Below are 24829 nucleotides of genomic sequence, written 5' to 3'. Positions count from 1 at the left end.
GCCAGTCTGTAAAAGCTTTGCGATTGGCCTGAGCCAGACGATACGGTAACAGCTGACGAATGAATGGGAAAATGGCGTGAGCGAAACGGCTGCCCCGATCGGCTCCGGCAGGGCAAAGCTGCCGCTCTTCCTGTTGTCTTTCCATAATCGAGACGATTTGGGCGGCCTGGTCGAAGCCGCCGGCTGGCAGGTGATCGCTGCCCGGCGCGCCGATGCGATCGAACGGCGTTTCATCGCGTCTAGTGCGACGATTGCGGTCATCGATGCACGCCAGGCCGGCGAGGAGGCGGTCGCCGCATGCGCCACGGTTTCTGCTGCGGTAGTCTCGGCCGGGGCGGCATTGCTGGTGATCGTCGACGATACCGGAGCGCTTGAACGCTATCATGCGGCGGGTGCGACCCATTATCTGGCAGCGCCCTTCGACGCAGCGGAACTGCGCATGGCCTTGCGCTTCGCCGATCGATATGTGGAGCGACTGGCGGGCGGCGACCGTGCCGCATCGGAGCGGGCTTCGCTGCGGCTGGCCGAGTCCGAAGCCTGGATCTGGAAGCCGGGCGACCGCATGGTAAGGCTCAGCTCGGCCTTCGCGGAGCGGATCGGTGCGGGCGGCGAGACTGTGCCGATGTCGACGCTGTTCAGGCTGATGGACCGGCCAAGCCGACGCCGCGCCCGGGATGCAATCGATCGTCTGCTCACCACCGGCCGCGCCACCGCTTTCGCGCACCGCAGCGCGCTCCACGGCGACCGGATGGCACACCATATCTCGTTCGACGAAGATCGCGGCGCAGTGGTCGGCTGGCTGGAAATTACCCGACACGACGCCGAACCGGATAGCGCTGGAACGGATACGCTGACGGGCCTGCCCAAGGCGGAAGGGATCCGCAGCTGGGTCGAGGAGCGGCTCGCCGATGAGACCGCGCCCGATCCGCGTTGTGCATTGCTGGTGCTGGGCGTGATGCGATTCGGCCTGGTCAATGCAGCGTTCGGGCGGACAACCGGGGATGCGGTGCTGCAAGGCGTCGCGCGACGGATAGAGCGGGTGATCGATCGGGTCGGGCTCGGCAATGCGATGATCGCCCGCACCGCGGGTTCGGAGTTCGCGATCGCGCTTGCGCCGCCGGTGACCGCGGACAGCGCGGGGCTGATCGCCAATCGCCTCGTCGAGAGCGTAGCCTGGCCGTTCGTGTCGGGGGAATCGCTGATTCCCCTGTCATGTCGGGTCGGGATCGCCGCGGCCGACGCTGAAGGGCGGCGCGACGCCGGTACCTTGTTCCAGCGCGCGGCAGCGGCGCTGGCCGTGGCGAAGCATGGCGATGCCGGGCTAGTCCGCGCGTTGGATGCCGATAGCGAAGCCGAGGCCAATCGCCGCAACCAGCTCGAGATAGATCTGCGCCGCGCGCTCGACCACGACCAGATCGACATCCTCTTCCAGCCGCAGGTCGATATCGGAACCGGCCTGATCATGGGGGTCGAAGCGCTCGCCCGCTGGCGCCACCCGCAGCTCGGCGAACTGGGTGCGGTGCCGCTGTTCGCAACCGCCGCGCGATCCGACTTCGTCGTGCAGCTCTCCGCCCATGTCCAGCAGCGCGCGCTCCAGCTCGCTGCGGCATGGCCCGGGAAGTTGCGCGAGCTGCGCCTGTCGGTGAATGTTACCGCCGCCGACATAGCGCGCTCCAATTTCGTCGAGGACTTCCTCGGCCGCGTCGACGAGGCAGGATTCCCGCGCGATCGCCTGACGGTCGAGGTTACCGAGAGTGGGTTGATCTCGGACCTGGCACGGGCGGCCGAACTGCTCGCCCTCCTGCGTCGAGAAGGCCTGCGCGTGGCGATAGATGATTTCGGGACCGGCTATTCGAGCCTCGCCTATCTCAAGGCGCTGCCGCTCGACTATCTCAAGATCGACAAGACTCTCGCCGAGGATATCACCGGGTCGACCCGCGACCGGATCGTCGTGCGCGGCGTGATCGACATGGCGCGCTCGCTGGGCTTGTCGGTAATCACCGAAGGTGTCGAAACCCAGGCCCAGCTTACTTTGCTCGCGCGCGAGGGCTGCAACTATTATCAGGGCTATCTCTGCTCACCGCCGGTCGACAGTACGACACTCGAGGCGATGCTGCCCGATCGGGCCGAGATGGCGACGGCCGAACAACCGCTGGTGTAAGGTGACTGCCGAGCGGCTCGGCGGTGCCCAGACCCTTTTTCAGCCCAATATCTTCGCCAGCCCCCGCGACAGCTGCAGCGCGCCGTTCAGTCGCGCCTTGGCATCGGGCCAGGGCCGGGTGATCACCAGCCTGCTGTCGGGGCGCAGCTTCGCGCTGTCCTTCAACCGGTCGACATAGGCAAGCAACCCCGGCAGGTCCGGAAAGCTGTCATTGTGGAACGCCACCAGCGCACCGCGTGGACCCGCGTCCAGCTTGGCGACACAGGCGTTGCGGCAATTCAGCTTCGTCTCGATGACCGTCAGCAGATTCTGGGTGGCTTCCGGCAGCGGGCCGAAGCGGTCGATCATCTCGGCGGCGAAGGACTCGATCTCCTGCTTGGTCTCCGCTTCGTTCATGCGGCGATACAGGCCCATGCGCAGGTCCAGATCGGGGACATAATCTTCGGGTATCAGGATCGGCGCATCGACATTGATCTGCGGTGAGAAGGCTTCGCGCGGCGGCTGGGCAAGGCCGTCCGCCCTGGCCTCCAGGATCGCCTCTTCGAGCATCGACTGGTAGAGTTCGAAGCCCACCTCCTTGATGTGCCCCGACTGCTCGTCGCCCAGCAGGTTGCCGGCCCCGCGGATATCGAGATCATGGCTGGCGATCTGGAAACCGGCGCCCAGCGTATCGAGATTCTGAAGAATATGGAGCCGCTTTTCCGCAGTTTCCGTCAGGCTGCGTGTGCCGGTGGTCAGATAGGCATAGGCGCGCGTCTTTGCCCGGCCGACGCGACCGCGCAGCTGATAGAGCTGGGCAAGGCCGAAGCGGTCGGCGCGGTTGACGATCAGCGTGTTGGCCGAAGGGATATCGAGCCCGCTCTCGATGATCGTGGTCGATACGAGCAGGTCGAACTTGCGGTCGTAGAAGGCCGACATTCGTTCCTCGACCTCGCTCGGCGCCATCTGGCCGTGCGCGACGACATAGCTGATCTCGGGCACTTCCTTGCGGAGATATTCCTCGATGTCGGGCAGGTCCTTGATCCGCGGCGTGACGAGAAAGCTCTGCCCGCCGCGATAATGTTCGCGCAGCAACGCCTCGCGGATCACCACGCCGTCCCAAGGCGCGACATAGGTGCGAACCGCCAGCCGGTCGACCGGCGGCGTCTGGATCACGCTGAGTTCGCGCAGGCCCGACATCGCCATCTGCAGCGTGCGCGGGATCGGCGTCGCCGTCAGGGTCAGCATGTGCACGTCGGTCTTGAGGGCTTTCAGCCGCTCCTTGTGGGTGACCCCGAAGCGCTGCTCCTCGTCGACGATGACCAGCCCCAGCCGTTTGAACTCGATGCCCTTGGCGAGCAGCGCATGGGTGCCGATGACGATGTCGAGCGTGCCGTCGGCCAGGCCGTCCTTCACCTTCCGTGCATCGCTGGCGGTTACGAGCCTCGAGAGGTGGCCGACCTTTACCGGGAAGCCGTGGAAGCGCTCGACGAAGTTCCGATAATGCTGCCGGGCTAGCAAAGTCGTGGGACAGATCAGCGCGACCTGCATGCCCGCCAATGCCGCGACGAACGCCGCGCGCAGCGCGACTTCGGTTTTTCCGAAACCGACGTCGCCGCAAACCAGCCGGTCCATAGGTTTGCCCGCGCCGAGATCCTCGATCACGTCGGCGATGGCGCGATCCTGATCGTCGGTCTCCTGGTAAGGGAAGCGGTCGACGAACTCGTTATAGCCGCCTTCGGGCTGGATGACCTCTGCGGGCCGCAGCGCTCGCTCGGCGGCGGTCTTGATCAGCTCGCCTGCGATTTCGCGGATGCGCTCCTTCATCTTCGCCTTGCGCGACTGCCAGGCGACCCCGCCCAGCTTGTCGAGCTGGACGCCCTCGGTCTCGGCGCCGTAGCGGCTGAGCACGTCGATATTCTCGACCGGGACATAGAGCTTGTCGCCGCCCGAATAGCTGAGCGCGACGCAATCGTGCGGCGAGGTGCCGACGGGGATCGACGTCAGTCCCTCATAGCGGCCGATGCCATGATCCATATGGACGACCAGATCGCCCGGCGTGAGGGTGGCCAGCTCCGCCAGGAAGGCGTCGGCCGATTTCTTGCGCTTCTGCCGGCGGACCAAACGGTCGCCGAGCATGTCTTGCTCGGTGAGCAGTGCGATATCGCCGCTAGTAAAGCCGTGGCCGAGTGGAAGGACGGCCAGCGCGACTTTGGCGACTCCGGAACCCAGCGAACCCTTTGCGTCGAGCGCCTGTCCCAGGGCTTCCTGCCAGCTTTCGGCAAAGCTCAGCCGTTCCAGCCCATGGTCACGCAGCAGTCCGGCGAAGCGTTCGCGTGCGCCGCCCGAATAGCTGGCGAGAACGACGCGCTTTCCGGCCTTGGCCAGCGCGTCGACATGCTCGATCACCGCATCGTAGATGTTGACGCCCTGGGTCCGTTCGGGCGCGAAATCGCGCGCGGCTTCGACGGCCATGTCGAGCACGGTCGAGCTCTCCGGCTCGTCGAACGGCGTGACGAGGTGGATCGGGCGGTCGGTGATCGCCGTCGCCCATTCGTCGCTGGTCACATAGAGCTCGGCAGGCTCGAGCGGGCGATAGCTGCCGGGATCGGCGCTGCGCGCGCGGACACGGTTGGCGTGATAATCGGTGATCGCTTCGAACCGGGCCTCGGCGGCCTTGCCCGATCCGGCCTCGCGGATGATCAGATCCTCGGGCGCGAGATGATCGAACAACGTCGTCAGCCGCTCCTCGAACAGCGGCAGCCAATGGTCCATGCCCGCCAGTCGCCGACCGTCCGATACCGCCTGATAGATGGGATCCCCGGTGGCGCTGGCGCCGAAGCGCTCGCGATAGCGGCTGCGGAATCGCTTGATCGACTCCTCGTCGAGCAGGGCTTCGGAAGCAGGCAGGAGCGTGAAGCCCTTGACGGTGCCGATGGTCCGCTGGTCGGCGGCGTCGAACTGGCGGACATTCTCGATCTCGTCGCCGAAGAAGTCGAGCCGCAGCGCGTGCGGCTCACCCGACGGGAAAAGGTCGACGAGTCCGCCGCGCACGGCATATTCGCCGGGATCGGTGACGGTGTCGGTGCGGACATAGCCGTTCGCCTGAAGGAGCGCGGCGAGCTTGTCGCGGTCGATCCGCTCGCCGGGTGCGAGCCGGGCCACCAGCTGGCGGATTCGGAATGGGGTCAGCACCCGCTGGGTGATCGCGTTGACCGTCGTCGCGATCAGCAACGGCCCCTGCGGCTTCGTCTGGAGCGCGTGCAGCGTGGCGAGCCGGTCGGATGTCGCGCGCAGCGCCGGGCTGGCCCGATCGTAAGGAAGGCAGTCCCAGGCGGGGAAGTGCAGTACCGACAGCTCGGGCGCGAAATAGGCGGCGGCGTCGACCACCGCCTGCATCGCCTGGTCGTCGGGCGCGACGAACACCAGCCGGCCGTCGCGGGCGGCGGCGGCGCGGGCGAGGTCGGCGAGCAGCCATGGCTGGAAGCCGATCGGCGCGCGGGCGAGCGTCAGGGGGGCGCCGGCTTTGAGGATGCGTTGGAGGTCGGTCATGCAATCCGGATGATGTGAGAGGCCGTTTGATTCATGCGACGTCGAAGGCTGCTCGCCGCGACGCAGAGGCGGCTCTCGACTCCGCCCAAACCAAACGGAAAAGAAGAGTGTGAGTTCAGCTGGGGATGTCGATGTAATCGATACGCTGCATCCGCTCCATCATGGCGCCCTGCCATTCGGGCGGCACCGCGATGGTGCCGATCGCCCAGCCCATGATGTCGACATCCTCCTGGTTCAACAGGCCTTCGAACCAGTCGAGCGCGATATCGTCCCAGCCCTGGTGAAGCCGGTCGAAATAGCCGCCGATCATATAGTCAGCCTCGCGGGTGCCGCGGTGCCAGGCGCGGAAGCGCAGGCGTTTCAGGCGATCTTCGCGGTTCATGGAAATCCTGTCTTCAGCAAATACGAATTAGCCCACGGGCGATTGGCAAGCCCATCGGCGGAACGTTAGAAGCCATCTAGTGATGCGTCCCGATATTCTCAATCCGTTGTTCGCCGAAGTCGAGGCGCTGAAAGGCGTGGGGCCGACGCTCGCCAAGCCGCTCAAGAAGCTGCGGTTGGAGCGGATCGTCGACATGCTGTTCCACCTGCCGACCGGCACGATCGAGCGCAAGCCGGTCAACACGGTCGAGGCGGAAGACAGCGGCCGGATCGTCACCGTGCGGCTCGTGCCGGTCAGCTATCGCGCTTCCGGCGGGCGCGGGCCGTTCCGGGTGGGCGCAACCGACCAGGCCGGCAATGTCGTCAGCCTCGTCTATTTTGGCGGTAATCCAGGCTGGGCGAAGAAGCTGCTGCCGATTGGCGAGCCGCGAATCGTCTCGGGCAAGCTCGAACTGTACGGCCAGGAATTGCAGATGGTCCATCCCGACCATGTGCTGCCCGTTGCCGAAGCGGCCGACCTGCCGGCGCGCGAGAGCGTCTATCCGCTGTCCGAAGGACTGACCACGCGCCGCCTTGGGCAGCTCGCCGAGCAGGCGATCGCTCGCGCGCCCGACTTGCCCGAATGGATCGAGCCGAGCCTGCGGGCAGCGCGCGGCTGGCCGGGCTGGCGCGAGGCGATCGTCCGCGCCCATGCCGATCCGGCCGACGAGCTGGCGCGCGCGCGGCTGGCCTATGACGAGTTGTTCGCCAACCAGCTTGCACTGATGCTGGTCCGCGCCTCGTCGCGCCGCCGGCGGGGAATGCCGCTCGTCGGCGATGGCCGGCTGCGCGACGCGCTGAAGCTGCCCTATGCGCCGACCGGTGCCCAGCAGCGCGTGGTGGCCGAGATAGAGGGCGATCTCGCGCAGCCGGTGCCGATGACACGGCTGCTGCAGGGGGACGTCGGATCGGGCAAGACGCTGGTCGCGACGATGGCGCTTCTGACCGCCGTCGAGGCCGGCGCCCAGGGCGCGCTGCTGGCGCCGACCGAGATCCTCGCGCGGCAGCATTATGAGACGCTGAGCCGCACGCTCGCCGGCCTGCCGGTCAATGTCGCGATTCTCACCGGGCGCGAAAAGGGCAAGGCGCGCGAAGCGACTCTGATGGGACTGGCAGACGGCTCGATCGACATCCTGATCGGCACCCATGCGATCTTCCAGGAGAAGGTGGGCTATCGCAATCTCGCGCTGGCGGTGGTCGACGAGCAGCATCGCTTCGGGGTCGCCCAGCGAATGCTGCTCCAGGCCAAGGCTGAACGGCCGCCGCACTTGCTGGTGATGACCGCCACGCCGATCCCGCGCACGCTGACGCTCAGCCATTATGGCGAGATGGACGTCAGCCGCCTCGATGAGATGCCGCCGGGCCGACAGCCGATCGAAACGCGGGTGATCGCCGGCGAACGGCTCGATGAGATCGCCCAGGCGCTCGGCCGTCACATGGCCAAGGGCGGCCAGGCCTATTGGGTCTGCCCGTTGGTCGAGGAAAGCGAGCAATCCGATCTTGCGGCCGCCGAGAGCCGCGCCGAAAGCCTTCGCCAGCTGTTCGGCGACAAGGTCGGCGTCGTCCATGGCAGGATGAAGGGCCCGGAAAAAGATGCGGTGATGAGCGACTTTCAGTCGGGCGCGCTCGGCGTCCTCGTCGCGACAACCGTTATCGAGGTGGGCGTGGACGTGCCGAATGCCACGTTGATGATCATAGAGGGCGCGGACCGCTTTGGCCTGGCCCAGCTTCACCAGTTGCGCGGCCGGGTCGGGCGTGGCGACCAGCATTCGATATGCCTGCTGCTACGCGGCAATGCGCTCTCGGAGACATCGCGCGCGCGCCTCGCGCTGATGCGCGAAACCAATGACGGCTTCCGCATCGCTGAGGAGGATCTGCGGCTGCGCGGCGCGGGCGAGATATTGGGGACGCGCCAGTCGGGCGAGGCGGAGTTCCGGCTCGCGGGCCCCGAACGGACCGCAGCGCTGATCGAAGCGGCAACCCAGGACGCCCGGCTGCTCGTCGACCGCGACGGCGGATTGGAGGGGGAGCGCGGGCAGGCGGCGAGGACGGCTCTATATCTGTTCGAGCGCGATGCGGCGGTGGGATTGCTGCGGGCGGGGTGATGGCGGCAGCGCTCCGGTCCAGCGTTCGCCACCCATGGCCGCGGCAGCCATGCTTGTATTTTGGACAGATTGATGGAAACCTGATCGCTCAAAGGCAGGGAGAGGTCGCAATGTCGGGCTGGTGGGAGCGCGCGATAGTTCCCCATATCATTAGACTCGGCTGCGGCTGTCGGATGATGGCCGAGCATCGCGCCGGGCTGATTCCCGAGGCGGCGGGCCGGGTGCTCGAACTCGGCATGGGGGCGGGGGCCAATCTGCCCTTCTATGATGTCTCGAAGGTATCGGAGGTGATCGGCGTCGAACCATCGCCCGGGTTGCGGGCGATGGCCGCGCAGGCGGCACGCGCCGCAGGGCTGACGGTGGGGATCGAAGATGGCGTCGGCGAGGAACTGCGCTTCGACTCGGGGGCCTTCGATACGGTGGTGTGCACCTTCACCCTGTGCTCGGTTGATGATCCCGAGCGGATGCTGGCCGAGGCGCGGCGAGTGCTGCGGCCTGGTGGCGTGCTGCTGTTCCACGAACATGGCAGCGCGCCGGATCCCGGGGTCGCCACCTGGCAGCGACGGATCGAGCCGCTATGGAAGCCGGTCTTCGGTGGATGCCACCTTAGCCGGCCGGTCGGCAGCGCAATATCGCGGCATTTCACGATCGATCGGATTGACGGCTTCTATCAACCGAGGACGCCGCGTTTCGCGGGCTGGATGGAAACGGGCCGGGCGCTGGCGAGCTGATCCGGATGGTCGCCGTCCCAGCCTCTCGCCAGTATTGCAGGCGGTGAGGCTGGGACAGCGTCCTTTGGAGGACTGTGGGAGCAGCGCGCTGGAGGCCGCGCTGCTCCCGGCCTCTCACCCCATTGGCCAGCGCTGACGCTTGGCGCGCGCGGCATTGAGCATCGCGGTATAGGCATAGCTGTCGATCGGTTTGATGAATTCGGCACCGACGCGGCCGCCCAGCGACCACATCACCTTGGCGGCGACCTGACCGAGCCGCGGCAGCGCCAGCCGGACGATCGTGCCCTTGGGCGTCTCGCCATATTCGCGCACCATGAAGCCGAGCGGCGAGATGTTGACGAGCAGCACGTCGCTGGCGTGATCCTGCGTGAACATTCGTGTCGGCAGCGCGACCTCGTCGCGCGGTGCCCGTCGCTGCTCGACGTATTTCGCATCCTCGTCGACGCCGGGCGTCGGTGTCTGGGCAATCTGGCTCATGGTTTCATGTCCTTGTTTCAATACAAGAATTGCCCACAGACCTTGTGAACTCCTTACTCGTTACGGTGAACCAAGGGTTAAGCCGTATTTCCCCGGAGCGACGATCTTCCGGAAGTTAGCCACCTTCGTCCCTGCCGTCAGGGCTTCAGATCCGTGGGGAGGATCGGCGAGGAGATTATCGCCTCCACCCGGTGCCAGCGCGCGGCCGCCGAAGCGCCGGAAGCCGCCAGATCTGCCACCATCATGTCCTGATCCAGGCCAGGCCATAGTCTATGACGTAACTGCGATCATGCTCGGTGAAGGATAGCGACTGCTCGGCGCTTGCGGCTGACCAACTGATAGGTCTGGATCGGGTCCAGTGCGGCGTCGCGGTTAACCTTGAAGTCGAGGTACATGGCGGCGATCGTCCGCTTGCCCCCCATCTGGTGCAACAGGTCGAGCAGCTGCGAGCGTAAAGGTTAGCTGATAAGAAGGCCGTGCTTCTTCTTGCCCAGGCTGAGCTTCAGCGTCGGTGCCTGCGAAGGCATGACGATATATTGCGGATCGCGAACCACTTCATCGTTCAACCGGATGGCGCCTTCTTCCAGCTTCCGCTTTGCTTCGCCCCGCGACGCAGCGAAGCCGATCTGCACGTTCGCATCGAGGATGTTGATCCCACTTGCGCTGATCGCGAGCGTCGGCAAATCCCCGCCTGCCGCGCCTTCCTCGAAAGTCCGCCGCGCCGTCTCGGCCGCCGCCGCCGCCGCCTCGGTGCCGCGACACATCGCCGTTGCCTCGTTGGCGAGGACGATCTTGGCCTGGTTGATCTCCTGGCCATCGAGCGTTTCGAGCCGCTCGATCTCCCCGAGCGGAAGATCGGTGAACAGCCTCAGGAAGCGGCCGACGTCCTTGTCGTGCGTGTTCCGCCAGAACTGCCAGTAATCATAGGATGGCAGCTGCTCCTCGTTGAGCCACACCGCGCCTGACATCGTCTTGCCCATCTTGCCGCCGTCGGCGGTAGTGATCAGCGGGGTCGTGACGCCATATACCTCGGAGCCGAGCATCCGCCGGCTCAGTTCGATGCCGTTGACGATGTTGCCCCACTGGTCCGATCCGCCCATCTGCAGCCGGCAATTGCGGCGGCGGGCAAGCTCCATGAAGTCATAGGCCTGCAGGATCATATAGTTGAACTCGAGGAAGCTCAGCGATTGCTCGCGATCCAGCCGCAGCTTCACCGAATCGAAGCTCAGCATGCGGTTGATCGAGAAATGCTGGCCCACTTCGCGCAGGAAGGGGATGTACTCCAGCTTGTCGAGCCAGTCGGCGTTGTCGACGATCACCGCATCGGTGGGACCGTCGCCGAAGGTCAGGAAGCGCTCGAACACCCGCTTGATCGAGGCGACGTTCGACGCGATCGTCTCGGTCGTCAGCAGCATGCGCGCCTCGTCCTTGAAGCTGGGGTCCCCGATCTTGCCGGTGCCGCCACCCATGAGCACGATCGGTTTGTGGCCGCTCTGCTGCATCCGCCGCAGCAGCATGATCTGGACGAGGCTGCCGACGTGAAGCGACGGTGCCGTTGGATCGAAGCCTATATAGCCGGGCACCACGGTCGACGCGGCGAGCGCATCGAGCGCACTGGCGTCGGTCACCTGATGGATATAGCCTCGACTATCGAGGAGGCGCAGCAGATCGGAGCGATATTCGGTCATGACGCGCGAGCGATTAGCATGCGGGGCGGTGATCGTCATGCCCCCTTCTTTCGTCGCCCCGGCGGAGGCTGGGGCCTATGTCTCTTTTCACGACAGGTGTCATCTGAGAAGGAGGCAGACATCGATCCCAGCCTTCGCTGGGATGACGGGAGTAGATAATGCCCATCATGCTCGCGATCGGCCTGATGTCGGGCACCTCGCTCGACGGGATTGACGCGGCGCTGATAGAGACAGACGGTGCCGGGCATATCCGCCCTATCGCGTTCCGCTCTGATCCCTATAGCGCCCAGGCGCGCGAGCAACTGCGCGAGGCGGCGGTGCTGGCGCTCAGCTTCGAGAAGCCGCGGGCCAGCCCGAAGATCGTGGAGGCGGAGCGCATGCTGACTAACCGCCATATTCTGGCGGTGCGCCAGCTGCTCGCGGCGGCGAACCTCAATCGGACGGATATCGACGTGATCGGCTTCCACGGGCAGACCCTTGCCCACCGCCCCGACCGCGGCTGGACCTGGCAGATCGGAGACGGCGCCGCGATGGCGAAGGCGCTCGGTATCCGCGTCGTCAACGATCTGCGCTCGGCCGACGTCACGGCCGGCGGGCAGGGCGCGCCGCTGCTGCCGGTCTATCATCGCGCCCTGACCGCCGGCCTCGATGCTCCCGTCGCCGTGCTCAATCTCGGCGGAGTGGGCAACATCACCTGGCTAGGGGCGGGCGCGGCGGAGGTCATCGCGTTCGATACGGGGCCGGCCAACGGCCTCATCGACGACTGGATGCTGGCGGAGACCGGATCTCCCTATGACGCCGGGGGCGCCTTCGCGGCGCGTGGTACCGTCGACAAGACGGTGCTCGGCGCGATGCTCGACAATGGCTGGTTCGATCTGCCGCCGCCGAAGTCGCTCGACCGGGCGGACTTCACCATCCAGCCGGCGCGCGGGCTGTCCGCCGCCGACGGCGCGGCGACGCTGACCGCCTTCACCGCCGAGACGGTGGCGCTTGCACTGCGCCACCTGCCGGAGCGGCCGAAGCGGCTGATCGTCGCGGGTGGCGGGCGGCACAATCCGACACTCATGGCGATGATAACGGCCGCTACGCACATTGCCGCGGAACCGATCGAGGCGCTCGGCTGGAACGGCGACGCGACCGAGGCGGAAGGCTTCGCCTATATGGCGGTCCGGGCGCTGAAGGGCGAGCCGATCAGCTTTCCGGGCACGACCGGCGTTCCGAAGCCCATGACCGGCGGCGTGGTGCACGAAATCTGATGACGCTGAAGCGCTGACCGTCCGGGTAATGGCCAGAATGGTGTTAACGACGTTTGACGAAATGAAGCCGCCTCGATAGTCCCGGTTAGGGGGTCTAAAAGATGGCGCGATTGATATCGGACGGAGCTAGTCGGATCGATTTTTCGCATTTCGCATCTGACACTTTGGCTGCTGCCACCGTTATCGGTCATAGCAGCACTACATTCTCCCTCGCGCTCTATGCCGGGATCACCCTACACTTCACTGGCGTAAATCTCGTTTATAACTCCGATAATCTGCCGATCTCTGGAACCATAACGGGTCTGGAGGAGCGCCTGAACAGCGTGACCGTCTATAGAATTGTCGATATGGCTGACAGTATCGGACCCATATACGATTATATAATCAATAATCGCGGTGCCTTTTCGATTTTGGCTGGCAACGATTCGTTTATGGGATCGGTTGCAGATGATGTTCTTACTGGTGCCAACGGGGATGATTATCTGTTGGGTGGCGCGGGCGGCGATTATTTGTTCGGGGGATCCGGAAACGACCATCTTTATGGGCAATCGGCAAATGGCGGAACCGATGGAGCCGACGAAATCGATGGCTGGACCGGAAACGATTACATTCAGGGCAATGCGGGCGATGATCAATTGAGGGGTGGGGCTGGGTCCGACCGCATCCAGGGCGGTGCCGGCAATGATCTCATATGGGAGACCGACAGCGGTTTCGCCGACGTCGACGGTAATGATACCATCAATGGCAACAAAGGAAATGACACGATTATATCCGGTAAGGGCGACGATTTCGTTCGTGGCGGCCAAGATAATGATGAGATTGTCTCTGGCGACGGAAACGACACGTTGGTGGGCGACTTGGGTGATGACCGCCTCTCGGGCGGCGGTGGCTATGACTTGTTTACCGGTGGAGGGGGTGCCGATCGATTTCGGCTCGGAGATGACCGCAACGGCGACATCGATGGCGCTGCGTATACTACCATTGGGCCAGATGCGTACAGGATGGATGTTATCACGGATTTCACTCCGGGGCTCGATCGGGTGTATATAGGTAATGTTGACAGGATAGTGGTTGGTACGGCGACGGACGTCCGATCAGCCGAAATGTTTCCGCATGCTTCCGGTACCACAGTCTCGGCTGTCCAAGTGGGCGCGGATACCTACATCTTTTACCACGACTCGTTTCATCACAGCGCGGCAGTGCTGCTATTGCAGGTAACTGCAGCTACGTTGGCCATCACCGACTTCGCGGCGTGACACTCCTAAGCCCTGACGAGATCGAAGCGTCAGCTCCTTTCAGAAACTCTGATCACGCAGTTCAAGGCCGTTCCGTACAGGGCAGCCTTGCACCTCATTTCTTGCGAGCAAGCGACCGCATCGCGTCGTCGAGGCCGGACAGCGTCAGCGGGAACATGCGGTTGTCCATCAGCTCGCGGATCATGCGCGTCGACTGGCTGTGCATCCAATGGGATTCGGCTGACGGATTGAGCCACACCGCCGACGCGTAGACATTGGTCAGCCGCTGCAGCCAGACCGCGCCCGGCTCCTCGTTCATATGCTCGACGGATCCGCCCGGATAGCTGATCTCATAAGGGCTCATCGCGGCGTCGCCGACCAGCACCAGCTTGTAATCATGGCCGAATTTGTGAAGCACGTCCCAGGTCGGCGTGCGTTCCTGGAAGCGGCGGCGGTTGTCCTTCCACACGCCCTCATAGACGCAGTTGTGGAAGTAGAAGAATTCGAGATGCTTGAACTCGGCGGTCGCGGCCGAGAACAGCTCCTCGCACAGTTTGATGTGCGGATCCATCGAGCCGCCGACATCGAGGAAAAGCAGCAGCTTTACCGCGTTGCGCCGTTCGGGCCGCATATGGATGTCGAGGAAGCCGCGCCGGGCGGTGCCGTCGATCGTGCCGTCGAGGTCGAGCTCCTCGGCTGCGCCTTCGCGCGCGAAGCGGCGCAGGCGGCGCAGCGCGACCTTGATGTTGCGGGTGCCCAGCTCGACATCATTGTCGAGGTTGCGGAACTCGCGCTTCTCCCACACCTTGATCGCGCGCTTGTGCATGCTCTCGCCGCCGATGCGCACGCCTTCAGGATTGAAGCCGGCATTGCCATAGGGGGAGGTGCCGCCGGTGCCGATCCACTTGTTGCCGCCCTGGTGCCTGCCCTGCTGCTCCTCGAGCCGCTTCTTCAGCGTTTCCATGATCTCGTCCCAGGAGCCGAGCGATTCGATCTTCGCCATCTCCTCGGGCGTCAGATATTTCTGCGCGACCGCCTTCAGCCATTCCTCGGGGATCTCGTGGCCCTCGGCTGGTGCGTCGAGCACGCCCTTGAAGACCTTGGCGAACACCCGGTCGAACCGGTCGAGCAGCCCTTCGTCCTTCACATAGGTCGCGCGGGCGAGATAGTAGAACTCCTCCGCCGACAGGCCGATCACGTCGCGCTGCATCGCTTCGAGCATCGTCAGATGCTCCTTGAGGCTGGCGGAGATGCCCGCAGCGCGCAATTCATCGAGAAAGCCGAAAAACATCAGGCCGCTATAGCGCGTTTGTCGTGGTGGCGCGACCACCAGAGCGCGAGCAGGCTGACCAGCGCCGACGCGCTCAGATAATAGCCGACGAAGCCCAGCCCGCCGCGTTCCGCCAGATATTGCGCTACCGCGGGCACGGGCGCGGCCCCGAGGATGCCGGCGATGTTGAACGTCATCGACGCGCCGGTATAGCGCACCCGCGGCGGAAACAGCGACGGCAGGAAGGCGCCGAGCGGGCCGTAGACGAAACCCATCATGAACAGCGCGAGCGCCAGCCAGGTGAAGATCGGCGGGAGATCGCCACTCGCGAACATCGGCCCGAGCAGGAGCCCGGTCAGCGCGGTGCCGATGCATCCGGCGATCAGCACATAGCGTGGCGACTTCACGTCGGACCACCAGCCCGCCAGCAATATGCCCGCCGCCATGAACAGGATGGTGACGAGCTGCACGCTCAGGAAGGTTTCCTTGGGAATGCCGAGCGTCTTGGTGGCGTAGCCGAGCGCGAAAGCGGTCGCGAGATAATAGGTGGCGAAGCAGGCCACCGCAGCGAATGTGCCCGCGACGGTCGGCACCAGATGCTCGCGAAACAGCTCCGCAATCGGGATCTTGGCGGGTTCGGACGTGGCCAGCGCCGCCTGGAAGGCCGCCGTCTCGGTCAGTTTCAGGCGCACCCAAAGCCCAACCCCGACGAGCAGCGCCGAGCCGAGGAAGGGCAGGCGCCAGCCCCACTCCATGAACTGCTGCTGGGTCATCGCCACGCCCAGGATCAGGAACAACCCGTTGGCGGCGATGAAGCCGACCGGCGCGCCGAGCTGCGGGAACATGCCGTAGCGCCCCCGCATGCCCGGCGGCGCATTCTCCACCGCGAGCAGCGCCGCGCCGCCCCATTCCCCGCCGAGGCCGAAGCCCTGGCCGAAGCGCAGCACTGCGAGCAGCAACGCGCCGATCCAGCCGGCGGTCTCATAGGAGGGCAGGAAGGCGATCAGCAGCGTCGACATGCCCATCACCATCAGCGATGCGACCAGCGTGGACTTGCGGCCGATCCGGTCGCCGAAATGGCCGAATGCCCAGGCGCCGAGTGGGCGCGACAGAAAGGCAAGGCCGAGCAGCGTGTAGGACCAGATCAGCTGGGTGGAGGGCTCGAACCCGCCGAAGAACAGCGGCCCGAACACCAGCGATGCGGCCGTCGCGAAGATATAGAAGTCGTAGAACTCGACCGAAGTGCCGGTGAGACTGGCTAGCAGCACCCGGCGCGTGGATGGCCGGTGCTCCTGGATCTGCTGATTGTCGCTCATGGTCCGGTCCCCTCGTCGCGCCGGGGGATGGCGCGGCGAGGGGGCGGGGTCAAGAACAACGCAACTTGCAACTACTCAACGCAACATACTTGGCCAAGGCGTCGTCCGGGCGGAGGCCGGGACCTCGGGCGGCAGGGGCGGATTTGCGCACATCTGCCACGCCTGAGATGTCGGCCTCCGCCGGCATGACGAAGTTCGAACGCGCTTTAACGGCACTTCACCTCGCCGCGATCGATCGAGCGGCCGATCAGCGCGCCGCCGCCGGCGCCGAGGATCGTGCCGAGCGTCGAGGAGCGGCCGTTGTCGAGGGCATTGCCGAGCAGGCCGCCGGCCACCGCGCCGATGATCAGGCCGGTGGTGCCGTCCGAACGGCGGCAATAATAGCGTCCGTCATTGCCGCGATAGATCCGGTCGTTCCGGCTGAGCCTGCGCTCCCGGTAATAGCGGCCATCGCGATAATAGCGGGCTGGATCGTAGCTGCGGCCGTAGCGCGTATCGGGGCGGTTATAATCATAGCGGTTCCAGTCGCGCCGATCATCGCGGTCATGCGCGCGGCGGCCATGCGCCGGTGCCCAGGGGGGCGGATCGGCCATCGCGACGGAGGGGACCAAGGTGGCCGCCAACGCGGCCGCGAGAATGAACTTACGCATGACTGTCTCCCTCTGGGTTCGATGCAAGAACGGAACGGACCCGGAAAGGTTTCGTGAACCGAAAACTACGTCACGTTCATCGGAGCGACAGCTTCCGGGCCTTGCAAGGCGACCGGCAAGCCCGCCTTCATAAGTAACTCGTTGTTTTTCCATAACGATCAACGCTGCTCGACTCGTCGCGCCTGCCCGCTGCTGTCCGTCGCAACGGCTGCACAACGGATGGAACGCAGAGCGCGCTGTTCCGTCGAAGCTGCGGTTCGGGGGGCTGTAATGGCCTTCGGAGCAGTTCATGCGTCGCCTTGCCATGCCCGCATGCGCCGGCTTGGCGCTGACGCTGTCGATCCTTTCCGGTCTCTCGCCGGCACGCGCGCAGGATGATGTCCCGCGCTCCGGCCAGCCGATCCGCGATGGCGGCATGGTGATCCCGCCGGATGGCTGGTTGCGCTATTGTGACGGTCATGCCGAGGATGTCGGTTGCCGCGCCGGGGCGGACGGGCCGGCATATGTCACGCTCGACGACTTGCGCTGGCGCCAGCTGAAGGCGGTCAACGATGCGCTGCGCAGCATCCGCCGCGTCGAAGACCGCAGCCCTGCCTGGCGCGACGACTGGCGCGTCGCCGACAGCAGCGGCGACTGCGAGGATATCGCGCTGGCGGCACGGATGCGGCTGATGGCGCAGGGCTGGCCCGCCACGGCGCTGCGCCTTGCTACGGTATGGACAGAGCAGCGGGCGCTCCATACCGTGCTGACCATAGAATCGTTGCGCGACGGCCGGCGGGGCACCTGGGTGCTCGACAGCCGGATGGGCCGAGTGCTGCCGTGGCAGCGGCTCCGGACGCTGGGCTATCGCTTCGCGACCCGGCAGGCGGCGCGGTTTCCCGGCTGGGTCGCGGTCGCCTCGTGACGCAGATTTTGCCGCATGTTGGGCCTGTTCCGATATGCACTCTCCACAAGCTATGCAGCAGTGAAAGAGCGAGTCGTGAACCGGTCCAAAGCGCCGAAATACTCGGCCAATCTGAACGAAATGTAAGACTTGATGATTTGTATTTATCAACTGGTCGTATGCGGAACCATTAGTGCCATCCAAGCGTCTTTGCTGCGTGGAACGGCAATAAGCCGATATTCCAGGAGAGACACCATGCGTAACTATTTGATCGCGGCCAGTATCGCCGCGTTGGCCGCAAGCAGTGCGGCCCAGGCGGAAACCGTCTGCAGGCAGGACAGTACCGGCCGCACCGTCGCTACGGTCGCCGGCGCCGGCATCGGCGCGGTCCTCGGCCGGGTGATCGACGGCGGTCGCCACAAGGAAGTGGGCACGATCGGCGGCGCCATCGCCGGCGGCATTGCCGGCAACCAGCTCGCCAAGGGCGGCAACGATCGCTGCGAAGTGTCCTACGGCTATTATGACGAGAGCGGCCGCTGGCATGCCAACCGCATCGATGCCAGCAGTGCGCGCGGCTATTATGACCGCGACAATCGCTGGGTCGAAGGCGCGCCGACCGGCTATTATGACAGCAACAACCGCTGGGTAGCGTTCAACGGCGACCCCGAGAATTACGGCTATCGCGATCGCGACGGCCGCTGGGTTCCGGTCGGCGTGAGCGGCTATTATGCCGCCGACGGCCAGTGGGTGTCGGCCAACGCGCCCGGCTATTACAGCAACGGCCGCTGGGTATCCGGCCCCGCCGCCGGCCGCTACGACGCCAATGGCCGCTGGATCGCCGACAGCAACCGCTATGGCCAGCCGACCGGCTATTGGCAGGCACAGACCCAGCCCGGCTATTATGACGAGCGCGGCCGCTGGGTGCGTGGCGAGACCACCGGCTATTATGACGCGCGCGGCCGCTGGGTCTCGACCGGGATGAGCGCCGGCCGTCCGGGCAGCGTCGCCTATGGCCGCGACCGCGATGTCCGCGCCCGCGAGGCGCGGTTCGAGACCCGCATCGAGCGGATGCGCGAGCGCGGCACGATCAGCCGGAGCGAAGCCCGCCGCGCGATGAACCAGCTCGCCTCGATCCGCCGCGACGAAGACCGCATGCGCCGCTCGGGCGGCCGCTTCACCGCGAACGAGGAGTCGGTGATCCACCAGCGCCTCGACCAGCTCGGCACGCAGCTGCGCGCGGAGCGGGACGGCGATAACTGGGTCGGCTAAGGCCGGGATCGGTGGAGGAAGAAGTGGCCGGGCAGCGATGTCCGGCCATTTTTTCGCCGCCGTCCCTGCTTGCGATACGGAGAGGGTGTCGAACGCAACCTGTCCGCCGCGCGCCGGGAGCGGGCAGAAATCCGGGTGCATGGGGTTGATTGCCCCTTTTTTGATTTTCTCGGCTGGGCAGCGTTCGGGTCGAAGCGGATCGCCGCCTCGAACGGGGCGCGGAACGGCCTGGTTTTCCCGGCGCCTCGCCATCGTGTGGGTGCGGAGGATCAGGCCGGCCATGCGCAGCGTGACGCTGGTTCCCCGCACATAGCGCGCTATTGCCCGGAACCGGGCGGAATAGATGCCGTGCTTCCGGGCGTTGCTGTTGCCGCGCGGCGCACCGCTGCCCTTGCCGCCGTGCATCCGGCACCGCCGATGGCCCGCGACCGCCGGTGAACGGCAGGGATCGCCGGAGCGCGTGCGCGCACCGCAGCGAGGCGCATTGGCGAGGATTTCGGGCTGCATGGGCGGTGCTCGGGTCCGTGAGGGGGACCTGATCAGGTGGCAGAAAATCGCCGAAAATGCAAGAACAAAACAGAAACAGAATAGGTGTTTGGGCAGGGAAGAGGTGTGTTCACGGCTGGCTGAGGCCGAGATCGGGGGCGAAGGTATGGCCGGTCGAGCGATTATCCGGCCTGTTTTGGCTATGTCCGTCATGCTGAACTTGTTTCAGCATCCACCTATCCTCGCGCGCGCCCCGCATGTGAGGGGAGCGGCCGATACACCGAGCTACCAGGAATCACCGTTACCATCGGAGGTGCTTCGGGGTGGATGCTGAAACAAGTTCAGCATGACGAGCGAGGAAAAATACCACTCTTGATGCCTAATAGATCGCTGGCTAGCCTGTTCGGCGCGGGGCCGGGCTAGCCCCGCGCAAGGGGGCTTTGTCGATGGTCAGGGGGATAGCGGGCGCGTTTCTGTGGATGGCGGCGCTGTCGGCGCCGGCAATGGCCCAGACGACGAATATCTTCGGACCCGGTACGCCTTCGTCGGTTCAGCGGAAGCCGGTTCAACTGGCCAAGATCGTGATCAACATCAAGCGTGGAGACCCCATCGGCCGGGCGAAAACTGGGTTTTTTTGCCAGTGGCCTGAGAATCTGACGTGGAGGGCGGATCCCGGTGGTATCGCTCTCGACAGGTTCGATGCGATCTTCCGGGAGGAGATCACGAAAGCAGGCTTCGACGCCATCGGCGATCCCGCGAAAATGTTCGAGACGGCCGCTGAAAATCCTGCCCGATATCTCGTCGGCGGGGCCATCAATCGCATCGACATGCACGCCTGCTATCGGGGGGTGAACCCTTACGGCAATAGCTATGAAAAATCGAGCGGCCAGGCGTCGCTTGACGTGGAGTGGCAGATATATTCGCCGATCGAACGCAAGGTAATCGCGGTCATCCAGACGACCGGCACCGCCAGCCGGCCTGACAGCCAGGCGGGCGGCGCCTTCGGGCTTATATTCGATGCCTTCGGGGGCAGCGTCCGCCAGCTGGCGTCAAGCCCCGCGTTCATCAAATCTTTCAGCGGGCCGGCCCTCGATGCGTCGGTCGCGCGTTCGCCGTCGCGCGAGATCGTGCCAATCGCCATCAAGTCGGGCCGGCGCGCGCCGGTCGCGCTCAACGAGGCCGTTGCCTCGACGGTGCTGATCTTCGCCAATGGCGGACAGGGCAGCGGCTTTCTGGTCGGTTCCGAAGGCTATCTGATCACCAACCAGCACGTCATCGCCGGCAGCCAATATGTGAAAATCCGCTGGTCGGACGGGACCGAGGGACTGGGCGAGGTGATCCGCAGCGACAAGGCGCGCGATGTCGCGCTCGTCAAGACCGACCCCAAGGGGCATCGGCCGCTGGCTCCGCGCGGCAGCGGGGTGACCATCGGCGAGGATATCTATGCGATCGGCGCACCGACCGGCGAGCAGTTCCAGTTCTCGATGACCAAGGGCATCGTCTCGGCGACCCGCGTCATGGACGGCTTCAACTTCATCCAGAGCGACGTCGGCGTGACCCATGGCAATAGCGGCGGCCCGATCGTCGACAGCAAAGGCCAGGTGGTCGGGCTGACCGTCAGCGGGCGCGAAGATCTGCCCATGCTCAATTTCTTCATCCCGATCGGCGAGGCGCTCGGCTTCCTCGGCGTTCAGATGGTGCAGACTGAGTGATGATATGACGATGAGGGCTTGCAGCCCGGTTTGGATAAGCCCGCAGGTGTTTTCCGGAACGCCCGTCATGCTGAACTTGTTTCAGCATCCACTCATCCCCGCGCGTATCCCTAACGTGATGGAAGCGGCCGATACCCGAGGCCGATCGCCAGATCTTCCCAGCTGGGATTATCCTGTTCGATCAGGTTCAGTTTCCACGCTCTATGCCAGCGCTTGAGCTGCTTCTCGCGAGCGATGGCGGAAAGCATGTCTTCGAACAGCTCGTAACGGACGAGCTTCATGACCCGATAACGGGATGTAAAACCTTCCACCGCACCGCTGCGGTGTTCGTAGAGCCGCTGCATCAGGTTGGACGTCACGCCGATATAGACCGTGCCGTTCCGATCGCTGGCGAGGATGTAGACGCATGGCTGACGTTCCATGCATCATCGCTACCATGGAAAGTGCTTCGGGGTGGATGCTGAAACGAGTTCAGCATGACGGTGAGGGTTTGCTATCCGGTCCCATGGGTCCGCCAAAGGCAGGGCCGACTCCAATCCGGCGCAGGACCATGGCTTCATGTTCGGCCGCAGCGTCGAGGATCCCGATGGTTATGTGTGGGAGCTGTTCTGGATGGATAGGAAGCGCGACGGGCGGGCCGGAGTAGCCCGGCGTCGATCCTGGCAAAGCCACCTATCGTTTATGAATCGTCATGCTGAGCTTGTTTCAGCATCCACTCTTCCACGGGAGAGCGGGCGCGGATGATGGGTGGATGCTGAAACAAGTTCAGCATGACGATCTTGTTCTAGGTTTTGGCGTAAGCGCCCACACGCATGCAGACCGTTTATGATCTCGCGCGGGCGCGTACCCATGAGGCGGAGATCAATGTTGGGCGGTTGGAGGTGGCGGCGTGAGGCAAGGGGAAGAATTAAGTAAACTGTCCCCGTAATTGATGTTCAGCCGCAGCGTCGAGGATCCGGACGGTTGCGTGTGGGAGCTGTTCTGGACGGACATTAGCCCGATGGGGGCAGAAAGAACCTAGAAGCCTAATTTTGCTCCTATGAAAGATGACAAGAGGTTGATCACAATTCCGGCTCCGAAAATCGTAACAACAAAGTAGGCCATAGCTTTTTTCTTACCAACCTGCTTTTCATATAAACGATGGCGGTCTCTATCACCTTTCGTAAATAGAAGGAAAGTCTTCGGCCGTACCAGATTTAAGTTCCTAAAAAATTCAACTGAAATAATGTGGCCGGCTATAAAACCTATTAACGCATAAGCCATATAGTATAGTATATAACTAACCGGCCTATCAGTAAGATGTCTACTTGACCAGCCGGCGGCTCCGCCAATCAATGCAGTCGTTGCAAGAATGCGGGGAAGCATGACATTTATAAAATCAGATCTATCATCCAGAAATTTGAGAGATTTCGATTCTTTTCGTTGAGATAGAGTTGCGACCCAGTCCTGTACCGCGCCCTGCAGATTACGTGCAACTGCAAAGTCGGAATATTCTATCGTAAGAACAATGTTTCGGCCGCTTATTGCGTTCCTCATAAAGAGCGGAAGGTGGTCATTATCTTCGTAAAAATCCTGATCGACGCGAACTGTCACCTTAAATTTCTGAACAATTTCGTCAGTATTTTCAATTTCGGTAGGAATAACGGTAAAAAAATCAAGCTGATAATCGATCTCGGCCGTCGGTTTTGAATGGTTAAAATTGATAATCTTAAATTTTTCAAAAGAAGAGCATTGAAAAGATTCATGCTTATTTAAAGACAAAGTGCACTCGCAGCTCTTCCCTTTTACGCCGTATTGAATTATAGTCTGTTCAAGATAATTGTTTAGCTGAATGATGTCATCAATCTTTATTTCATAGATATCGTCAAAAATCTGAGTTAGCTTTTCCGTTTTTCGCGTTAACTTATGGTAAATTGCTTGGTACGCGCCCACCGGAACGCGCGACTCTGGAATGATCAAATTAGCTGTTTGTGCAATCTCTGCCATTAATTAGCCCCCCGGCTTTCTAAGCGTGATTCCTACTCCGCCGCAACCCCCGCATGCCCGAACAGTCCGCCGTCCCCCGCATCCTCATTCGCCGCGACGCTCTGCTTCGCCACCTTGCGGTTGTCGAAGGCGTCCCACACGTCGGACCACTGGCCGCGCGTCGCCGCCTTCGAATATTCGGTCGCGCGGGTCTCGAAGAAGTTGGCGTGTTCGACGCCGTTGAGCATCGGGGCGAGCCAGGGGAGGGGGTGGTCGTCGATCATGTAGATCGGCTTGAGGCCGAGCTGGCCCAGCCGCCAGTCGGCGATGTAGCGGACATATTTCTTGATGTCCTTCGGCGTCATGCCGTTGACCGGGCCCATCTCGAACACCAGGTCGATGAAGGCGTCCTCGATCCGCACCGTCTTCTGGCACATGTCGAGAATGTCTTCCTTGACGCTGGCGGTCAGGCAGTCGCGTTCCTTGCAGAAGGCGTGGAACAGCCGGATGATGCCCTCGCAGTGCAGCGTCTCGTCGCGGATCGACCAGGTGACGATCTGGCCCATGCCCTTCATCTTGTTGAAGCGCGGGAAGTTCATCAGCATCGCGAAGCTGGCGAACAGCTGCAGCCCCTCGGTGAAGCCGCCGAACATCGCCAGGGTGCGGGCGATGTCCTGATCGCTGTCGACCCCGAAGGTCGCCAGATAATCATGCTTATCCTTCATTTCCTTATACTGCATGAAGGCGCTGTATTCGGTTTCGGGCATGCCGATCGTGTCGAGCAGATGGCTGTAGGCGGCGATGTGCACCGTCTCCATGTTGCTGAACGCGGTCAGCATCATCTTGATCTCGGTCGGCTTGAACACCCGGCCATATTTGTCGTGGTAGCAATCCTGCACCTCGACATCGGCCTGGGTGAAGAAGCGGAAGATCTGGGTCAGCAGGTTGCGCTCATGATCGCTGAGCTTCTGCGCCCAGTCGCGGCAATCCTCGCCCAGCGGGACTTCCTCGGGCAGCCAGTGGAGCTGCTGCTGGCGCTTCCAATATTCGAAGGCCCAGGGATATTCGAACGGCTTGTAGGTGCGGCTGGCCTGGAGAAGCGGCATGTCGACGGACCTTTCAACTATAACTGAAGATAATCGCGGCGAGCGCGAACATGACGACTGCGCTCAGGCCCTGCCTGATCGCGAAACCCTTGAGCTCGGCCGGCGTCTCGCCCGCGACGCCCTTGCCCTTCTTCGCCTTGCCGAGCCGCAGCAGCGCGACGACCGCCAGCCACAGGCAGAGCAGGCCGACCAGCAGCGACGCGATGGCGACAATCGGGATGATCGGGACATCGTCCATCGGTCAGCCTCGATTCGCCCGTTCGGGAGCTTCACTCATCACCGCACCACCCTGTAGATCGGGGCTGCGGGCCCCATATTCAACCTTTTCCACGGGACCGTCCCCACGTCGCCGGGCAGGGCGCCATCCTATGTCAGACGCCATGGTTCACCAAATGATTTCGCGGGTTATCCACCGGAAAAATCCGCGGAATTCTACAAGGGGTTGTGGTGCGCTGCGGCATGGAGCCACAAGGGGTGCTCTTTTTTCGATGGCAGGCTATGGCGCCGACACATTTTTCCTTTGTTCGTCATCCCAGCGAAAGCTGGGATCTCTCTTGGCGCTTTTCCA

The 24829-nt window shown here is 63.5% G+C and carries 20 protein-coding genes and 1 pseudogene; 8 read left to right on the top strand and 13 right to left on the bottom strand.

All coding sequences use genetic code 11. The annotated features are described in order from the left end of the window. Positions 1-76: 76 nt before the first annotated feature. Positions 77-2161, top strand: coding sequence for a putative bifunctional diguanylate cyclase/phosphodiesterase (locus AC1DQK_RS12925; protein WP_477871083.1), 2085 nt, complete (start codon positions 77-79; stop codon positions 2159-2161). A gap of 39 nt (positions 2162-2200) precedes the next feature. Here AC1DQK_RS12925 and mfd read toward each other — a convergent pair whose 3' ends face one another. Both mfd and AC1DQK_RS12915 read right to left on the bottom strand, forming a co-directional pair. After that, entirely contained in the window at positions 2201-5692 is a 3492-nt protein-coding gene (gene mfd, locus AC1DQK_RS12920) for a transcription-repair coupling factor (protein ID WP_477871081.1), read from the bottom strand. Between the two features lie 115 nt (positions 5693-5807). Then, positions 5808-6074, bottom strand: coding sequence for an FAD assembly factor SdhE (locus tag AC1DQK_RS12915; RefSeq protein ID WP_477871079.1), 267 nt, complete (start codon positions 6072-6074; stop codon positions 5808-5810). 82 nt (positions 6075-6156) lie between these two features. On the opposite strand from AC1DQK_RS12915, the gene recG reads away from it, so the two are divergent. Together recG and AC1DQK_RS12905 are read left to right on the top strand one after the other, a co-directional pair. Next, on the top strand, positions 6157-8217 hold the full coding sequence (gene recG, locus AC1DQK_RS12910; protein WP_477871418.1) for an ATP-dependent DNA helicase RecG: 2061 nt from the start codon (positions 6157-6159) through the stop codon (positions 8215-8217). 173 nt (positions 8218-8390) lie between these two features. Then, complete coding sequence (locus tag AC1DQK_RS12905) at positions 8391-8948, top strand: class I SAM-dependent methyltransferase (protein ID WP_477871077.1); 558 nt, start codon at positions 8391-8393, stop codon at positions 8946-8948. 114 nt (positions 8949-9062) lie between these two features. On the opposite strand, the gene AC1DQK_RS12900 is transcribed toward AC1DQK_RS12905, so the two are convergent. From AC1DQK_RS12900 to tyrS, 3 genes are all read right to left on the bottom strand, one after another. Then, positions 9063-9425 carry a PilZ domain-containing protein gene (locus tag AC1DQK_RS12900; RefSeq protein WP_477871075.1) on the bottom strand — a complete coding sequence of 121 codons (363 nt, stop codon included), beginning with the start codon at positions 9423-9425 and terminating at the stop codon, positions 9063-9065. Between the two features lie 287 nt (positions 9426-9712). After that, on the bottom strand, positions 9713-9856 hold the full coding sequence (locus AC1DQK_RS12895) for a hypothetical protein (protein WP_477871073.1): 144 nt from the start codon (positions 9854-9856) through the stop codon (positions 9713-9715). 27 nt (positions 9857-9883) lie between these two features. Then, positions 9884-11113, bottom strand: coding sequence for a tyrosine--tRNA ligase (gene tyrS, locus AC1DQK_RS12890; protein WP_477871416.1), 1230 nt, complete (start codon positions 11111-11113; stop codon positions 9884-9886). A gap of 167 nt (positions 11114-11280) precedes the next feature. On the opposite strand from tyrS, the gene AC1DQK_RS12885 reads away from it, so the two are divergent. Both AC1DQK_RS12885 and AC1DQK_RS12880 read left to right on the top strand, forming a co-directional pair. Next, complete coding sequence (locus tag AC1DQK_RS12885) at positions 11281-12369, top strand: anhydro-N-acetylmuramic acid kinase (RefSeq protein ID WP_477871414.1); 1089 nt, start codon at positions 11281-11283, stop codon at positions 12367-12369. 101 nt (positions 12370-12470) lie between these two features. Beyond that, on the top strand, positions 12471-13625 hold the full coding sequence (locus tag AC1DQK_RS12880; protein WP_477871071.1) for a calcium-binding protein: 1155 nt from the start codon (positions 12471-12473) through the stop codon (positions 13623-13625). 94 nt (positions 13626-13719) lie between these two features. Here AC1DQK_RS12880 and AC1DQK_RS12875 read toward each other — a convergent pair whose 3' ends face one another. The 3 genes from AC1DQK_RS12875 to AC1DQK_RS12865 form a co-directional block, all read right to left on the bottom strand. Beyond that, positions 13720-14895: a vWA domain-containing protein gene (locus AC1DQK_RS12875; protein WP_477871069.1), complete on the bottom strand. Its 1176-nt coding sequence runs from the start codon at positions 14893-14895 to the stop codon at positions 13720-13722. Continuing rightward, positions 14895-16190 carry an MFS transporter gene (locus AC1DQK_RS12870; RefSeq protein WP_477871068.1) on the bottom strand — a complete coding sequence of 432 codons (1296 nt, stop codon included), beginning with the start codon at positions 16188-16190 and terminating at the stop codon, positions 14895-14897. Before AC1DQK_RS12870 ends, AC1DQK_RS12875 begins: the two co-directional genes overlap by 1 nt. A gap of 206 nt (positions 16191-16396) precedes the next feature. Then, positions 16397-16840, bottom strand: coding sequence for a glycine zipper 2TM domain-containing protein (locus AC1DQK_RS12865; RefSeq protein ID WP_477871066.1), 444 nt, complete (start codon positions 16838-16840; stop codon positions 16397-16399). A gap of 289 nt (positions 16841-17129) precedes the next feature. Between AC1DQK_RS12865 and AC1DQK_RS12860 the strand changes: the two genes are divergently transcribed. Together AC1DQK_RS12860 and AC1DQK_RS12855 are read left to right on the top strand one after the other, a co-directional pair. Beyond that, a complete protein-coding gene (locus tag AC1DQK_RS12860; RefSeq protein ID WP_477871064.1) occupies positions 17130-17744 on the top strand; it encodes a transglutaminase-like cysteine peptidase in 615 nt (204 codons plus the stop codon). A 234-nt stretch (positions 17745-17978) separates the two neighbouring features. Beyond that, on the top strand, positions 17979-18992 hold the full coding sequence (locus AC1DQK_RS12855; protein ID WP_477871062.1) for a glycine zipper 2TM domain-containing protein: 1014 nt from the start codon (positions 17979-17981) through the stop codon (positions 18990-18992). Positions 18993-19382: 390 nt separating this feature from the next. Here AC1DQK_RS12855 and AC1DQK_RS12850 read toward each other — a convergent pair. Continuing rightward, positions 19383-19499 (bottom strand): annotated as a pseudogene (locus tag AC1DQK_RS12850) (HGGxSTG domain-containing protein); the annotation flags it as partial. Between the two features lie 425 nt (positions 19500-19924). On the opposite strand from AC1DQK_RS12850, the gene AC1DQK_RS12845 reads away from it, so the two are divergent. Further along, positions 19925-21190 carry a S1C family serine protease gene (locus AC1DQK_RS12845; RefSeq protein WP_477871060.1) on the top strand — a complete coding sequence of 422 codons (1266 nt, stop codon included), beginning with the start codon at positions 19925-19927 and terminating at the stop codon, positions 21188-21190. A gap of 110 nt (positions 21191-21300) precedes the next feature. Here the strand turns inward: AC1DQK_RS12845 and AC1DQK_RS12840 are convergent, their stop codons facing one another. The 4 genes from AC1DQK_RS12840 to AC1DQK_RS12825 form a co-directional block, all read right to left on the bottom strand. Continuing rightward, positions 21301-21612 carry a GIY-YIG nuclease family protein gene (locus tag AC1DQK_RS12840; RefSeq protein WP_477871058.1) on the bottom strand — a complete coding sequence of 104 codons (312 nt, stop codon included), beginning with the start codon at positions 21610-21612 and terminating at the stop codon, positions 21301-21303. A gap of 595 nt (positions 21613-22207) precedes the next feature. Continuing rightward, complete coding sequence (locus tag AC1DQK_RS12835; protein ID WP_477871056.1) at positions 22208-23176, bottom strand: hypothetical protein; 969 nt, start codon at positions 23174-23176, stop codon at positions 22208-22210. Between the two features lie 32 nt (positions 23177-23208). Next, on the bottom strand, positions 23209-24261 hold the full coding sequence (locus AC1DQK_RS12830) for a ribonucleotide-diphosphate reductase subunit beta (protein ID WP_477871054.1): 1053 nt from the start codon (positions 24259-24261) through the stop codon (positions 23209-23211). 13 nt (positions 24262-24274) lie between these two features. Continuing rightward, the gene (locus AC1DQK_RS12825; protein ID WP_477871052.1) at positions 24275-24499 is read right to left on the bottom strand and encodes a hypothetical protein; all 225 of its coding nucleotides are present in this window, start codon (positions 24497-24499) and stop codon (positions 24275-24277) included. Between the last annotated feature and the right edge of the window lie 330 nt (positions 24500-24829).

This window comes from Rhizorhabdus sp. P4_G5 (assembly GCF_056401065.1).
Note: the sequence above shows the minus strand (reverse complement) of the source record. Positions and strands in the feature narration are given on the sequence as shown.